Here is a 14,739-nt window from a genome sequence, read left to right on the forward strand (position 1 = left end):
GCAGCGCCGGCGCCGGGGCCGCGGCATGCAAGCCGCGACGACGCGCCTGCCAGCCGGGCGTGGGCGCGAGTTCCAAGGCGGCCTGGGCAAAGCCGTCGATGCTGGCGGCTATGCCCAGCGCCGGCGTGCTCAGCCGGCCGATCTCGTTGGCGTCGGGGTGGATGTGCACCAGGGTCTGGCGTGGCGTGGGCGAGGCGATCCATTCGTAGTTCAGCGTGGTCGGTTCGCACAAGCGCGTACCCAGCGCGATGACAAGGTCGCTGTCCATGACCACGCGTTTCTGGTGCGCGGGCATGCTGGCGCTGACCTGTCCGACAAAGTTGGGATGGTCGTTGTCAAACAGCTCCAGCCGTCTCCAGGCGGTGGCGACCGGCAGGTCAAAGCGCAGGGCGAAGTCGCGTATTGCCGTGCGCGCCGCGTCCGACCAGCGCGAGCCGCCCAGCAGCAACAAGGGTTTGGCGGCGGCCTCTATCATCTGCCGCAGCCGCTGCATGTCGGTGGGCGTGGGGCAGGCCTGCGGCGTCGCGGGCGGCGCGGCCAGCGGCACGCTGGTCAGGCAGGCCAGCATGTCCTCGGGCAGCGCCAGCACCACGGGGCCAGGCCGCCCGCTGGTGGCAACGGCCCACGCGCGCGCCAGGTATTCCGGGACCCGGTCGGCGCGCTCGATCTGCGCCACCCATTTGGCCAGCGGCGCGTACATGGCGCGATAGTCCACTTCCTGGAAGCACTGGCGGTCGGCGGTATCGCCACCGACCTGGCCGATGAACAGGATCATGGGCGTGGAGTCTTCACGGGCGGTGTGCACGCCGATGGCCGCGTTGGTGGCGCCGGGTCCGCGCGAAACGAAGCAGATGCCGGGTTGGCCCGTCAGCTTGCCGTGCGCCTCTGCCATATAGGCCGCGCCGCCTTCCTGGCGGCAGACTATGGAGTCGATCGCGTCGCGCCGCGCGTACAGGGCATCGATGCAGGGCAGGAAGCTCTCGCCGGGCACCATGAAAACCCGGCGTACGCCAAAGGCCTGCAATTGCGCGATCAGGGCTTCGCCGCCGCTGCGCGGCGCGGCTTGTGCAGGGCAGGTCATGCGTTTTCCTGTTCCAGGGCGCGGGCCACGCGTTCGGTCCCGTAGTCGCGCTCGGCGGCGGCGCGGCTGACCTTGCCACCCACGATGTCGCGGCGGATATCCGCCAGGCTTCGCTCGGCCGGCACGCCATAACCGCCGCCGCCGGGCGTTTCCAGACGCACCGAGACCCCCGCCGGCAGGGCGTGGCCCGAGATCTTGTTTGGCAGGCGTTGTTCGTCGGCGCGGCCCGGGTTCTGAATCAGGCGCGATGTGCCGCCGGTCAGGCCGCCATCCAGCCCGGCCGCGCCGAACAGCGCCGCGTCGCAACGGATGGTGCAGGCCAGTTGGTCGTGCAGCGAGCGAATCTGGCGCGCGATGCCCATGCCGCCGCGGTACTTGCCCGCGCCGCCCGTGTCGTTGACCAGCGCGTATTCGTCGACCAGCAGGGGGTACTCGATCTCCAGGGCCTCGGCGGGCAAATTGGACGTGTTCGTGACGTTGACCTGGATGCCGTCCATGCCGTCGCCACGTGCGCGCCCGCCCGCGCCGCCGCCCAGCGTTTCAAGATAGACGAAGGTGCCCTTGCCGTCGCGCATGGGGCCCGAGAACAGCATCGACGGCATGACGTCGTTGGACGAGGCCATGCCACGACCGGGCGGCAGCAACTGGCCCAGGGCGCCGATCACGGTGCCGGCCACGCGTTGCGCGGTGGTCACGCGCGCGCCCACCGCGGCGGGAAACACGGGATTGGTGATCGTGCCCTCGGGTGCGCTGATGGTAATGGGCTGGAACAGGCCATTGTTGGGCATCAGCTCGGGGTCAAGCATGGCCTTGACGGCAAAATACACGCTGGCGTTAAGCGCGCTGGCCGGCAGGTTGAAAGCGCCGCGCGCCTGCTTGCCGGTGCCGGTAAAGTCCACGTGCAGCTGGCCGCCCCGCGCGTGTACGTTGGCCTGGATCACCACCGGGTCACCGCCCATGCCGTCGTCGTCCATGCGTTCGGTAAAGGACGCGCTGCCTTCGGGCAACTGGGCGATGCGGTTGCGCAGCCGTCGCTCGGTGTAGCGCAGGATGCCATCGATGGCGGACAACACCGTCTCCAGTCCGGACTGCCGTACCAGTTCCAGCATCAGCCGCGCGCCCTTGTCATTGGTGGCAATCTGCGCGCGGATATCGTGCATGCGGTTGTCCGGCTCGCGCGTGTTGTGCGCGATCATTTCCAGCAGGTCCAGGTCCAGTTCCCCTTGCCGCACGATACGCATGGCCGGCAGGCGGATGCCTTCCTCCCACACGGTCTTCAGGTGATGCGAGGTCGAGCCCGGCACGGCCCCGCCCACGTCCGTGTGATGGCCGATGTTGGCGGCAAAGAAACGCAGCACGCCGTCGCAGAAAATGGGCGATACGACGGTGATGTCCGGCGCGTGGGTGCCTCCGGCCAGATAGGCGTCATTGCACAGGAAGGCGTCGCCGGGGCGGATGCCGGCGACGCCGTAGCGGCGCAGCACGGCGTCGATGCCGCCTGACAGCGAGCCCAGGTGCACCGGCACGTGGGCGGCCTGGGCCACCAGTCGGCCGGCGGCGTCGAACAGCGCCACGGAGCAGTCTTTGCGCTCTTTGATGTTGCTGGAAAAGGACGAGCGGATCAGCGTGTTGCCCATCTCTTCCGTGATGGACAGCAGGCGGTTGCTGAAGACCTCCATCTCGATGGGGTCGAAGGCGTCGGTATCGGCGGCAGTCGGTGCGGTGGTCATGTCGGTTTGCCTTAGGGGTTGAGAGTGACGACAAGGTTGCCGTAGTCGTCGGCGCGCGCTTGCTGGCCGGGCAGGATCACGGTGGTCGAACTCATTTCCTCGATGACGGCCGGCCCGTCGACAGGCGCGCCCGTCGGAAGCAGGGCGCGGCGGTAGATGGGCGTGTCGGCCCAGCCGGCGTTTTCGAAGTACACGGCGCGGCGCTCCTTGACCGCGCCCGCCAGGCTGGCGCCGCCGGCCACGTGGGCGATCGGCGCGCGCGGCACCAGGCCCACCGCGCGCACGCGGCAGTTGACGATCTCGACCGAGCGGCCGGTGGCGTCGTAGCCATACTCGCGGATGTGGGCCGCGCTGAAGGCGAGCACAAAATCGGCCAGCGGCAACAGTCGCATGCCCTCCAGCGGCACCGGGATCTCAAAATTCTGGCCCTGGTAGCGCGCATCGATGACGGCCGTCAGGCGCTGGGCGGAATCGCCCACGCCTTCGCCCGCCAGCCACGCCCGAGCCTTGCCGGCCAAGCTGTCCAGCGCCTGCTGCACCGCCTGCCAGCCCGCGTCGTTGGCGCTGGCCATCAGCGTCTGGACGAAGTCCATGGAAATGTCCGACAGAAGAATGCCGCGCGCACACATGGTGCCGGGCTCCTGCGGGATCAACAGGGTGCCGATGCCACAGTCGCGCGCCAGCTCGGCCGCGTGCAGGCCGCCGGCGCCGCCAAAGGCGCACAGCGCAAACTTGCGGATGTCGTGGCCACGCTCGGTCGACACCGCGCGCACCGCCCGGGCCATGTTCGAGTTGGCGATGCGCAGGATGCCGTAGGCCGCCTCTTCCAGGCTGATGCCCAGCGGGCCGGCCACTTGTTCCTGAAGCGCGGCGCGCGCGCGTTCGGCATGCACGGCCATCCGGCCCTCAAGCAGCGCCACGGGATTCAGGCGCCCCAGCACGACGTGCGCATCCGTCAGCGTGACCGCCGTGCCCCCGCGGTTGTAGGCAATCGGCCCGGGCACGGCCCCGGCGCTTTGCGGGCCCACCTTCAGCGCGCCCGCATCGTCGATGCGCGCGATGCTGCCGCCGCCGGCGCCGATGACATGCACGTCGACCATCAATGTCTTCACCGGATAGTCCGCCACCAGGCGGCTGGAGGTGAACAGCGGCTGCAATTCGGCCACCAGCGACACGTCGGTGCTGGTGCCGCCTACGTCGAACGTGATCAGGTTGTGAAAACCGGCCGCCCGTCCAAGCTCGGCCGCGCCGATCACACCGGCGGCGGGCCCGGACACGCAGGTCCGCACCGGCGCGGTCAGCACCGATTCCACCGACATCAAACCGCCGTTGGAATGCACTGTCGTCGGAGCCACTTTCACACCCATGCCTTGCACCGAGTCGACCAGGTTGCGCATGTAGGCGGCCATGCGCGGGCCAACGTAGGCGTTCAGCGCCGTGGTCGACATGCGCTCGTACTCCCGAAACTCCGGCAGGATTTCGCTGGATACGCTGAGGTACACGCCCGGCAGGTGTTCGGCCAGAATCTCACGCGTGCGGCGCTCGTGGGCATCATTGCGGTAGCTGTGCATGAAGCAGATGGCGACCGCTTCCACTTGCGCGGCGGCGAGCTGGCGCGCAACCGAGACAACCTCGTCCTCGTCCAGCGCCTGTAGCACGCTGCCGTCGGCGGCCATGCGCTCGCCGATTTCGAAGCGCCACTCGCGCGGCGCCAGCGGCTCGGGTTTGATGACGTTGTAGTCATACAGGTGCGGACGGGTCTGCCGGCCGATCTCCAGCACGTCGCGAAAGCCGCGCGTAGTCACCAGCGCGCAGCGCGAGCCTCGGCGTTCGATCACCATATTGGTGGCCACGGTCGTGCCGTGACCCACATGCGCCAGCTCGTCGCCCGAGATCCCGTGTTCGCGCATCAGGTGCGCCAGGCCGGTCTGGATGGCCTCGGACGGGTCATGCGGCGTCGAGGGCACCTTGAAGTACGAGAGCTCGCCGCTATGCTCGGCCAACAGGGTGAAATCAGTGAAGGTTCCGCCCACGTCGAAGCCGACGCGGAAACGGCGCTCGCCGGGAAGGGATGCAGTCTGGGGCAACGCTGGTCTCCAGGAAGCCGGCGCGGACGCGCGCCGATGCTAGGGTGACCCGAATCTTATCGACGCTGCGTCATTCCTTCTAATCAAAGATTTGCATTGATAATCATCACATCGGTGAATGACGTCGGATCAGTAAGCGTGCGACTCGGCGCCCTGCGCCGGATCGAACAACATCCCTTGCGCCTTGCATACCTTCAGGATTTCTTCGCGCAGCCAGCGGTGCGAAGGCAGGTTGTCGGAACGCTCGTGCCAGATCAGGTTGACCGTGCGCGGAATGAACGGGAAGGGCGCTTCGATGGCTTCAAGCTGGTGGCTGTGCGGGCTGTTGCGCACGGCGTTGACCGGCACTACGCAGATCAGGTCGGTCTCGGCGAGCAGGCGCGGGGCCAGCGCGAATTGATTGATTGTCAGCACCGCATTGCGCTTGTAGCCATGGGCGGCCAGTTCGTGGTCAACCAGCGCCGAGGTGCCCAGCAAGCTGACGACCAGATGGCGGGCGCGCAGGAAGTCGTCCAGCGTGAAACGTGGCAAGGACAACAGCGGGTGTCCCTTGCGCATCGCGCACACATAGGTCAGCGTCTCAAGGGGCAGGGTACGCAGCGACGAGCCGAAGTTCGAGTACACGCCGGCGGCCATATCGACTTCGCCCTTGTCCAGCAGCGTGGCGGTGTTGTCCAGCGAATAGGGGTGCAGGTGAATGCGGATGTTTGGCGCCACCATCTGTTGTTCAACGAACAGCGGCCGGATGACCTGATCGGCCACGTAATCGGACATGGCCAGCCGAAACACCGCCTCGGAACTTGCAGGGTCGAATTCGTTGCGCTCCAGGGTCTCGGCGATGCGGGCGAGCGCGTCCCGTATGGGAGGCCACAGCAATTCGGCGCGCTGCGTAGGCAGCACGCCGCCCTGCACCTTGATGAACAACGGGTCTTTCAATGTCAGGCGCAGCCGGTTGATGGCGTTGCTTACCGCCGGCTGCGTCATGTGCAAGGCGAACGCCGCCCGCGTGACGTTGCGCTCGGTCATGACGGCGTCGAAAATGCGCAGCAGGTTCAGGTCGATGGCGTCGAGCACGGTATCCCCACATCGTTATCAGTAATGTTGATGACGTTTTATTTTAATTGTTGATTGGTCATATAACACCGTACCGCTTAACCTTGCCCGAGTTCCTGCGCAGTTCACATGCAACTTGGGTAATCAATCGATGATAAAGAACCTGAAGTTTCTGACCGCCGCCTGTGTGGCAGCCCTGGCTGCCTCGTTTCCGGCCGCTGCGGACAACTATCCCAGCAAGCCCATCACCATCATCCTGCCGTATGCCACGGGCGGTTCCGCCGACATGCTGGCGCGTTTTGCCGCCCAGGCCATCCAAAGCGAGCTGGGGCAGCCCGTCATCGTTGAAGCCAAGCCGGGTGCCGGCGGCGTGCTGGGCACCGAGCATGTGGCCAGGGCAGAGCCCGACGGCTACACATTGGCCCTGACCGCCAGCGGCACGATGGCAGTCAACCCCTACGTCTACAAGCTGCGCTACAAGCCCCTGGAAGATTTCAAGCAGATCACGGTGCTGGTGGACCTGCCTTTCGTCGTGGTGACGAACAACGCGTTTCCCGCGAAGACGCTCCAGGAATTTATCGATTACGGCCGTCGCAATCCCAACAAGATCACGTTCGGAAATGCCGGCCTGGGCACCCAGCAGCATCTGACACAGCTGATGTTCGCCCGCGCGGCGGGCATCCAGATCAACATCGTGCCCTACAAGGGAAGCAGCCCGGCGATGAACGACCTGCTGGGCGGCCACATCGACGCGGTCCTGGACAATACCGGCGTGCAGACCCCGTTCATCAAGGCCGGCAAGGTGCGGCCGCTGTTCGTCACGAACCCCGAGCGCGTAGCGGCGCTGCCTGACGTGCCTACCGCGCCGGAAGCCGGGATGCCGGGCTTTTCCGCCGTGGCCTGGTTCGGCCTGGCGGCGCCCAAGGGCACCCCGGACGCCATCGTTGAAAAGATTCAGGCCGCGATCGCGCGGGAGTTCGCCAAGCCCGAGATGAAGCAGCGCCTTTTGGACCTGGCCATGATCCCTCGCGCTTCCACGCCCGCCGATACCAGCCAACGCGTCAAGGCGGACCTGGAGGCATTCGGCAAGATTGCCAAGGAAGTGGATTTAAAGCCGATGTGAGTTCAGCGCGCAATGCGCGCGCGGGCGCATTGAGGTGCGGATCAGTAACCCAAAGCCGCGTCCGCGCAACCGCGAGCAAAGGGGGCAAGGATCAGGCCGCGGTGTCGGGCCCATGCGACCCATGCGGCCTATGCGACCCATGCGATCCATGCGGCCCATTCGACCCGTGCGGATAGGCCCCTCTTACGCGCATCCAGATGAACAGGCCGGCCAGCAGCATGAGACAGCCTCCCGCAATGAAAACGCCCTCGATGCCTGTCAGGCTGAACATTGCACCGCCTGCCGCGGCGCCCATGGCGATGGAGGACTGCACCGACGCTACGACCATCCCGCCGGCACTTTCAGCCTGATCCGGCACGGCGCGCGCGACCCAGTTTGACCATGCAACCGGCACGCCACCGAACGCGAGGCCCCATGCCGCAACCAGCGTTGCCTGCCCCGATATGGACGCAGGAAAAAGCGCCATCGCCAAGGCACTGCAACCGACCAGGGCCGGCATGAGGGCCAAGGTCACAGATAAGCTGCGCTGCATTAGCCAGCCTGCGAGCATGGTGCCTACGAAATTCGCAACGCCAAAGCCAAGTAGCATCAGCGCCAGGCCGTTCGTTCCCACGCCGGTAGTGCTTTCCACGAACGGCCGGATATAGGTGAAGAGGGCGAAATGGCCCGTATGCGCCAGAATGCAGCCGAACATGCCTAGCGCGATTCCGGGCCGCAACAGAACGTCCAAAATCGTTCTGAGCCGGGCGGGACGGCGCGGCGCCATCCTCGGTAACGTGAACCATTGGAATGCCAGGGTCAATACCCCCACCGCCGCGGCGGCGAGAAAAGCGCTGCGCCATCCAAACCGGCCACCAAGATAGCTACCCAACGGTACGGCGACCACGGTCCCCACGGCAATGCCGCTGAAGATGATGGATAACGCACGCGGCAAGAGTGCCGTCGGTACCAATCGCATGGCGACAGCCGCCGCCATGCTCCAGAACCCTCCTAAGGCGACGCCAAGCAGAACGCGCATCAAAAGCAGCACCCACATGTCCGAGGACGCCGCGACCAGCAGGTTAGACACGATCATTAAAGTGGAAAAGCCCAGCAGCACGGTACGGCGATCCAGGCTGCGGGTAAGACCAGGCACGAGCAAGCCCGCGAAAAGCGCCACTACCGCAGTGACCGTCACAGCCTGTCCCGCCATAGCCTCCGATACGTGCAGAGCGGCTGCCATGGGCGTCAGGAGGCTTGCCGGCAGATACTCCGCGGTCAAAAGGCCGAATACACCCATCGCCAGCGAGAACACCGCTGTCCATGCGGCTGACACCGGCTCAATGTCCACCGGGCTGGCTGCCCCTTCGGGGTTGGAAACATCAACAACACGACGCATTGCATTCATCCTAGAAAATCAGTGAGTGCAGTCTAGGACTTGTACTTGGGATGATCTATGATGCTGCGTACTGAGTTTTTGATAGAAAATCCGATGTTGACCTCGCAGGATTACGCCCTTCCTCCGCACTTGATCAGTGAGCTGCTTGCCGGAATGCGTCTGCGCGGGGTGCGTTACCGGCGCGTGCAGACAGGGCCTAGTTTTGGACTGAGCGTTGACGCGATGGCCGGCCACGGTTTCTTCTATTACCTGGCGGTTGGCTCGGCCGTACTACGTACCGCCGAGGGCGGCTTGCAGGAATTGAGTGCCGGCAATGCGGTGTTTCTGCCTCATGGGCAAGCTCATCAATGGCTTTCCGCCGAAGGCGCGGACTTGCAGGATATCGATACGCTGGAAGCCGCCTTGATCGGCAATTCCGTCACCGACGTGGATGCGTGTCCCAGTACCAGCAGCGTACCCAGCGCAATCTTCTTTTATGGTTGCATGGAGTTCGACCTTGGCGGCATGCGGGCCTTGGGGCAACTGATGCCGGATGTCATGTGCGTGAACGCCGACAGCGACCGCTTTCCCGGCATGGTCCCAATCCTGTCCGCGATGAAAGGCGAGATCTGTTCCAGACGCGTGGGGTTCGCGGACATTCTGGCGCGACTCGCCGAAGTGGTCGCCGCGATGATTGTCCGGGGATGGATCGAGTGCGGTTGCGACAATGCCTCCGGCCTGGCCGCAGCGTTGCGGGATCCACGGCTTGCGCGGGCCATCCTTGCCTTGCATCGCCAGCCCGCCCGGGATTGGAAATTGGCTGAGTTGGCGGGCGAGTGCAATATTTCTCGTTCTGTTTTTGCCGAGCGATTTCATGCCACGGTCGGAACGCCACCGTTGCGCTATGCCAACGAGTTGAAGATGCGTCTTGCCAGGCAATGGCTGACGCACGACAGGCTGCCAATCGACACGGTAGCCGAGCGCCTGGGCTATACGTCGCAGGCAGCATTCAGCCGTGCGTTCAAGCGTGTTACCGGTCTGCCCCCGGGCGCAAGCCGAGACGCGCGCTGAACTTCCATGAACTTCCCCCGAGGCGGGGGCGCGGTGTCCTGCCCGGCGCGGCCCGGCAGCCTGTCCGCCTTGCCGGCACGACGCCAGAGTCCCTGTCACCGAGATTTGCAGTGCCCATCCAAGTGCGCTTGCAGTGCGGCGGCGCTATCCCTGGCAAAGACACCGGCCAGATATCCGTCCGGCCTGACCAGTGCGGCGGCGCCCTTGGCCAGACCGTAGAAGCGGGCGAACTGGTCCAGAGAATCTTCCATTTCCAAGCCGGGTCCGATGCCGTGGATGTGCAAGCCGGCGCGCGGCGGAAAGGCCGAGGGCCCGTTGACCAGCAAGGTCCAGTGCGTGCCCTTGAACAGCTTGAACAGACGCGTTGGGCTGCCGCCCGCGCCGCGCACAACGGCATCGGGCGCGCGACTGCCCGGCTCAAGTCGGCTGTCGGCTAGCAACGGAAGCGAAAGCGGCGACGTTGGATAACCGATGTCCAGCTGCTGCACTTCACGGGTCCGCCTGTTGTCCCCGGTCTTGAAACCCGCAAGCAGCCGTGTGGACAGGCCAAGCACGTCCGCCGCCACGGGACGGCGTTCGGCTTCGTAGGTTTCCAGCAGCGCCTCGGGCGCGCCGGCGATCACGGCCGCCAGCTTCCAGCCCAGGTTGTAGGCGTCTTGCACGCTGGTGTTCAAGCCTTGCCCGCCGGTGGGCGGATGGACATGCGCCGCATCGCCGACGAGGAACACGGGGCCATCCCGGTAATGATCTGCCAGCCTGGCATTCATGTTGTAGGTCGAAGACCAGGCAACGGAATGGACGGTGATGTCCGTGCGCGCGGTGTGCAGGGCAACGCGTTTTGTCAGCGCGGCAGCGGACAGATCGACCTCGCCCTCAAGAGGGACCGGGGCCTGGATCTGGAACAGGTCGGTGCCTGCAAGCGGGCAGATGGCCAGGGGGCCCGCGCCATTACCGTTGAACTGGTGCCACCTATCGCGCGACAAGCCTTCCAGCACGACATCGGCCACGATGGCGCGCACCCCTAACGTCTTGCCCGGAAAGCCGATGCCCAGGTGGCTGCGTACCGCGCTGCGCCCGCCGTCGGCGCCCACCAGATAGCGGGCGTGTAGCCTCTGTTGCCCGTCCGGGGTGGCCAGCACGGCTTCGATGCCGTCGGCGTTGACCTCCATCCCGACCAGCTCGACACCAAACTCGGGCGCATGGCCCAGTTCCACCAGCCGCTCTCGCATGATCGCTTCGGTCTTGAACTGCGGAACCATCAACGGAAGCGGATAGGGCTCGGCGGGCGTAGGATCGGCAACCGTTGTCACTGCCTGGTCCACATGGCTGCCGTCGGCCGAGTATTTGCGAATCGTGGGGTAGATGCCACCGGCGGCCATGGCCCGGTCCAGGACGCCCAAGTCTTCAAAGACCTCCTGGGTGCGCGGTTGAATGCCCTTGCCGCGCGAGCCTGGAAACGGGGAAGGCAGTTTTTCGATAAGGGCAAAGCGCACGCCGCGCCGCGCCAGTTCTATTGCCAAGGTCAGGCCGGAAGCGCCGGCACCGCAGATCAGGACGTCAACGGGGTTACGCATGTCGCTCTCCAAGTATGTGTAATATGCACACATTAAGAGGACAGTCTATGGTCACCAAAAAGAAAGTGCAAGATACACATATCTCGGCGCAGCTGAAGGATTTGCATCGGTCCTTGATCACGATCGTGAGCGTGATGAACCGCCCCAGGAACGACGAACGGCTGATCGCGGAAGCCGGCGTGCAGCTGGACCAGGCGCTGTTTCGCCTCTTGGTGGTGATTGAACGGGTGGGACCGATCGGCGTGGTGGATCTGGCGGACCGCCTTGGCAGGGACTACACGACGATTAGCCGCCAGGTCGCCAAGCTGGAACGCATGGGGATGGTGATTCGGCACGAGAACCCGGACGACCGCCGAATGCGCGAAACGGTAGTGTCATCCGAGGGCAAGGCCGTGACCGACAAGCTTGATCAGGCGCGCGAGCGTCTGGCACGGGACATCTTTCAGGACTGGGCGGCCGAAGACATCACGGACTTGGTGCGTCTGATGCGCAAGTTCGCAGAGGCGCTGGAACGGGGTACAGAGGGTTGAGGTGGCGAGCAGTTAAGGCATGAAGGGCGTCATGCGTCCCCCACGCCACGCCACATCACGTCAGATTCAACCCGCCATCCGACAGCAGAATTTCCCCAGTCAGATAGTTCGACTCAATCAGCATCGACACCGCCTGCGCAATATCCTCCGGCTGCGCGGCGCGTTGCATCGGTGCGCGTTCGCGCCATAACTGCTGGGCTGCGGTCCAGTCGGCGGTCAAGGGCGTATCGACCAAGCCCGGCGCGATCGCGTTCACGCGTATATCCGGGGCGAGCGAGACCGCCAGCAAGCGCGTGACGTGGTTTAGCGCCGCTTTCGTTGCGGCGTAGGGGATAGACGCGCCTTTGGGACGAACGCCTGCATGCGAGCTGACGTTGACCACGCAGGCCGGTGTGCCGGTTGCGGCGGACGCGCGCAGTGCGGCCTCGGCCAGCGCGATGATACGGAACGGCGCGATGACATTGACTTCGTGCAACTCGCGCCAGATGTCGGGGGTTGCTGCTGCCATATCCGCATGCGGCACCACGTGGCTGATGCCCGCGTTGTTCACGACGACATCCAGGCGGCCCCATTGCGCCACGGCTTCATGCACCAGGCGAATCCGGTCCGCGTCTTGGGCAAGATCGGCTTGCACATAAGCCGCCAAACCCAGTTCGCGCGCCATGGAGATGCCAACGTCCACCGAGCTGCGCGAGTGCAGAACGACGGCGTAGCCGTCTTTGGACAGCCGGCGCGCAATGGCGGCGCCGATGCCTGACGTTGAGCCGGTGACAAGAGCAACACGTTGTGCGGTGGGCATAGAGAAGTCAAACGAAAGGGAGGACTGGAGTTTACATACCACTGCGGTGGCTTACGCCGGGACTGCGCTATCGGCTATGCCGAGCTCACGGCCACCCTGGTCCTCACGCAGCCACTGCATTACTGCCGATGGCTGAAAAACTGCCACGCTGCCGCGCCCGCGATCAACCAGATGACCACTATCAACGTGGCTCCGACCCAACTGCTTGGTTTCGCCTTCTTTGCCAGTAACCACGCTTCTGCCTGGCTTCTGCATTCCAACAACACGTCGGTCGGCAATAGCTTGATGCTTAACCAAATGAAGGCGGGCAGTAATAAAAGATCATCGACATACCCCAGCACCGGGATGAAGTCGGGTATCAGGTCGATAGGGCTTAGCGCATAGGCCACGACAAACAGCGCCAGTGCCTTCGCATACCAGGGGGTGCGGGGATGCTTGCCGGCAAACCAGAGCGTGATGCCGTCTCGTCGAATCCGCTTGGCCCAGATCTTCAGGCGATCAGTCACGTTCATAAGGCGGGTTTGAATTGCGTTGAAATGGGCGTCGGGGTTGTCCCCGTTTTCGATAGTGCGCACAGCGCGTACGATCACGAAACTACAGCGCTAAGACGGCGTCCCCGCGCGGGAATGCCGTCAAATTTACGATCATTTTTAAACCAGCATGAAACAGTCACCCTCAGACTTTCCCGAACAAGACCGCTATCGGCTCCTGGTGGATGCCGTAATGGACTACGCGATATATCTCCTGGACGCAAAGGGGCGGGTCAGCAGTTGGAACCCTGGCGCCGAGCGTTTCAAGGGCTATATAGAAGAGGAAATCATCGGTCAGCATTTCTCCGTCTTTTACACCGAAGAAGACCGCGCCGCCGGGGTGCCCGAACGGGCGCTGGAGACGGCTAGAAAAGAAGGACGTTTCGAGGCGGAAGGCTGGCGCGTACGAAAAGACAGGACTCGCTTCTGGTGCAGCGTTGTCATCGACCCGGTTCATGATGACAATGGCCGGCACGTGGGCTATGCGAAGATCACGCGCGACGTTACCGAGCAGAAGAGACATCGGGAAGAACTTCAAGCCGCCCGCGATGCCATGCATCACGCGCATCGCATGGAGGCAATTGGGCGTCTGACCGGCGGCGTTGCGCACGACTTCAATAACTTCTTGACCGCGATCCGGTTCTCGGCCGAATTCCTGAAAAGATCGCGCGAGATGCCCGCATCCCTGATGCGTTATGTCGGGATCATTTCCGACACGACCGAGAAGGCCGCGCAACTCACGCGCCAACTCTTGGCATACGGAAAAAAGCAGCCGCTCAAACCGCACGTGTTTGACGTGCGTGACAGCTTGTCATCGCTTCGGCAGTTGGTTGAAGCGTCTGTAGGGTCGTCCATCGCCTTGTCCTACGAGATAGGCCCGGGAAACACCACCGTCTATGCCGACCCGGCACAGTTTGAATCGGCGCTGTTGAATCTGGTGATCAACGCGCGAGACGCGATGGCCGCGGGCGGTCGTCTGACTATTTCCGTGTGCGAGGCAGATCGGGGGCCGGCGCCGGGCCGAAGTCCGAATGCAAACGCGGAACACGCAACACACGCTACACACGCCCCACACGCGGCGCACGTTGCAGTGGCGGTCAAGGACACTGGCATCGGAATCGATGACGAGGTCGCTAAACATATATTCGAACCGTTTTTCTCGACCAAAGGCCAACACGAGAATTCGGGTCTGGGCCTTAGCCAGGTACAGGGGTTTGTGCAGCAGTCCGGCGGCGATGTCGAGGTCCGCAGCCGCGTGGGGCAGGGGACCACGTTTACGCTTTATCTGCCGGCCGTCGAGCCCACTGCAAAAACCGAATACGACAGCCATCAGCAGTGCCACGACCCGCAGGTTCGGAATCGGATCTTGCTGGTCGAAGACAACCGCATGGTGGGCGAGGTGGTGCACAGGATGTTGAAGGACATGGGTCAGGACGCGACCTGGGTCCTTGATGCGGAAGCCGCGCTGTCGCACCTGGCGCAGCACGGGGCCTCCTGTGATATCGCGATTCTGGACGTGGTCCTTCCTGGAATGAACGGCGTTGAGCTGGGGCGCCGTGTTCGAGAGCAATGGCCCGATATACGGATCGTGCTTGCCAGCGGATACAGCGACGCCATCTGCGGGCAAGCGGTCGCCCCGTTTCCCGTCATGCAAAAGCCGTACTCAATCGAAACGCTGACGCGCGTCCTGCATGCGAAAGACCTTGATAGCGTAGGACGTGCCGACGCAAGAAGCGTTATCTTGCCAAGCGGTTCCTGATGCGCCGCGCCTTTTTTACGGGCGCCAGCGCATCGGCCGTCGCGT

General features: G+C 64.2%; 12 protein-coding genes. 4 read left to right on the forward strand and 8 right to left on the reverse strand.

Annotation, left to right across the window (positions count from 1 at the left end; all coding sequences use genetic code 11):
- From ACNPP0_RS09695 to ACNPP0_RS09710, 4 genes are all read right to left on the reverse strand, one after another.
- The coding region (locus tag ACNPP0_RS09695) for a thiamine pyrophosphate-binding protein (protein ID WP_448705733.1) at nucleotides 1-1,081 on the reverse strand (1,081 nt) is incomplete at its 3' end.
- Nucleotides 1,078-2,811: a hydantoinase B/oxoprolinase family protein gene (locus ACNPP0_RS09700; protein ID WP_332608457.1), complete on the reverse strand. Its 1,734-nt coding sequence runs from the start codon at nucleotides 2,809-2,811 to the stop codon at nucleotides 1,078-1,080. The genes ACNPP0_RS09695 and ACNPP0_RS09700, both read right to left, overlap by 4 nt.
- An 11-nt stretch (nucleotides 2,812-2,822) precedes the next feature.
- Nucleotides 2,823-4,898 carry a hydantoinase/oxoprolinase family protein gene (locus tag ACNPP0_RS09705; protein ID WP_448705734.1) on the reverse strand — a complete coding sequence of 692 codons (2,076 nt, stop codon included), beginning with the start codon at nucleotides 4,896-4,898 and terminating at the stop codon, nucleotides 2,823-2,825.
- Between the two features lie 129 nt (nucleotides 4,899-5,027).
- A complete protein-coding gene (locus tag ACNPP0_RS09710) occupies nucleotides 5,028-5,972 on the reverse strand; it encodes a LysR family transcriptional regulator (protein ID WP_332608455.1) in 945 nt (314 codons plus the stop codon).
- A gap of 130 nt (nucleotides 5,973-6,102) precedes the next feature.
- Here ACNPP0_RS09710 and ACNPP0_RS09715 point away from each other — a divergent pair, with 130 nt between their 5' ends.
- Nucleotides 6,103-7,074 (forward strand): Bug family tripartite tricarboxylate transporter substrate binding protein, encoded by a 972-nt coding sequence (locus ACNPP0_RS09715; protein WP_448705735.1) that lies wholly within the window; start codon nucleotides 6,103-6,105, stop codon nucleotides 7,072-7,074.
- Nucleotides 7,075-7,165: 91 nt separating this feature from the next.
- Here the strand turns inward: ACNPP0_RS09715 and ACNPP0_RS09720 are convergent, their stop codons facing one another.
- Nucleotides 7,166-8,452: an MFS transporter gene (locus ACNPP0_RS09720; protein WP_448705736.1), complete on the reverse strand. Its 1,287-nt coding sequence runs from the start codon at nucleotides 8,450-8,452 to the stop codon at nucleotides 7,166-7,168.
- 60 nt (nucleotides 8,453-8,512) lie between these two features.
- Between ACNPP0_RS09720 and ACNPP0_RS09725 the strand changes: the two genes are divergently transcribed.
- On the forward strand, nucleotides 8,513-9,502 hold the full coding sequence (locus ACNPP0_RS09725; RefSeq protein WP_448705807.1) for an AraC family transcriptional regulator: 990 nt from the start codon (nucleotides 8,513-8,515) through the stop codon (nucleotides 9,500-9,502).
- Between the two features lie 95 nt (nucleotides 9,503-9,597).
- Here the strand turns inward: ACNPP0_RS09725 and ACNPP0_RS09730 are convergent, their stop codons facing one another.
- The gene (locus ACNPP0_RS09730) at nucleotides 9,598-11,076 is read right to left on the reverse strand and encodes an FAD-dependent oxidoreductase (protein WP_448705737.1); all 1,479 of its coding nucleotides are present in this window, start codon (nucleotides 11,074-11,076) and stop codon (nucleotides 9,598-9,600) included.
- A 47-nt stretch (nucleotides 11,077-11,123) separates the two neighbouring features.
- On the opposite strand from ACNPP0_RS09730, the gene ACNPP0_RS09735 reads away from it, so the two are divergent.
- A complete protein-coding gene (locus ACNPP0_RS09735) occupies nucleotides 11,124-11,606 on the forward strand; it encodes a MarR family winged helix-turn-helix transcriptional regulator (protein ID WP_332608451.1) in 483 nt (160 codons plus the stop codon).
- Between the two features lie 55 nt (nucleotides 11,607-11,661).
- On the opposite strand, the gene ACNPP0_RS09740 is transcribed toward ACNPP0_RS09735, so the two are convergent.
- Nucleotides 11,662-12,405: an SDR family NAD(P)-dependent oxidoreductase gene (locus ACNPP0_RS09740; RefSeq protein ID WP_332608450.1), complete on the reverse strand. Its 744-nt coding sequence runs from the start codon at nucleotides 12,403-12,405 to the stop codon at nucleotides 11,662-11,664.
- 119 nt (nucleotides 12,406-12,524) lie between these two features.
- A complete protein-coding gene (locus ACNPP0_RS09745) occupies nucleotides 12,525-12,917 on the reverse strand; it encodes a YkvA family protein (protein WP_448705808.1) in 393 nt (130 codons plus the stop codon).
- A 148-nt stretch (nucleotides 12,918-13,065) separates the two neighbouring features.
- Between ACNPP0_RS09745 and ACNPP0_RS09750 the strand changes: the two genes are divergently transcribed.
- Nucleotides 13,066-14,694 (forward strand): PAS domain-containing hybrid sensor histidine kinase/response regulator family protein, encoded by a 1,629-nt coding sequence (locus tag ACNPP0_RS09750; RefSeq protein WP_448705738.1) that lies wholly within the window; start codon nucleotides 13,066-13,068, stop codon nucleotides 14,692-14,694.
- Nucleotides 14,695-14,739: the final 45 nt, after the last annotated feature.

It is taken from the genome of Achromobacter semiaridum (assembly GCF_053543755.1).

Bases quoted from the DNA above. Each gene is read 5' to 3' on its own strand.
- ACNPP0_RS09700 (WP_332608457.1), bottom strand. From the start codon at position 2,811: ATGACCACCGCACCGACTGCCGCCGATACCGACGCCTTCGACCCCATC.
- ACNPP0_RS09715 (WP_448705735.1), top strand. From the start codon at position 6,103: ATGATAAAGAACCTGAAGTTTCTGACCGCCGCCTGTGTGGCAGCCCTG.
- ACNPP0_RS09720 (WP_448705736.1), bottom strand. From the start codon at position 8,452: ATGCGTCGTGTTGTTGATGTTTCCAACCCCGAAGGGGCAGCCAGCCCG.
- ACNPP0_RS09725 (WP_448705807.1), top strand. From the start codon at position 8,513: ATGCTGCGTACTGAGTTTTTGATAGAAAATCCGATGTTGACCTCGCAG.
- ACNPP0_RS09730 (WP_448705737.1), bottom strand. From the start codon at position 11,076: ATGCGTAACCCCGTTGACGTCCTGATCTGCGGTGCCGGCGCTTCCGGC.
- ACNPP0_RS09735 (WP_332608451.1), top strand. From the start codon at position 11,124: ATGGTCACCAAAAAGAAAGTGCAAGATACACATATCTCGGCGCAGCTG.
- ACNPP0_RS09740 (WP_332608450.1), bottom strand. From the start codon at position 12,405: ATGCCCACCGCACAACGTGTTGCTCTTGTCACCGGCTCAACGTCAGGC.
- ACNPP0_RS09745 (WP_448705808.1), bottom strand. From the start codon at position 12,917: ATGAACGTGACTGATCGCCTGAAGATCTGGGCCAAGCGGATTCGACGA.
- ACNPP0_RS09750 (WP_448705738.1), top strand. From the start codon at position 13,066: ATGAAACAGTCACCCTCAGACTTTCCCGAACAAGACCGCTATCGGCTC.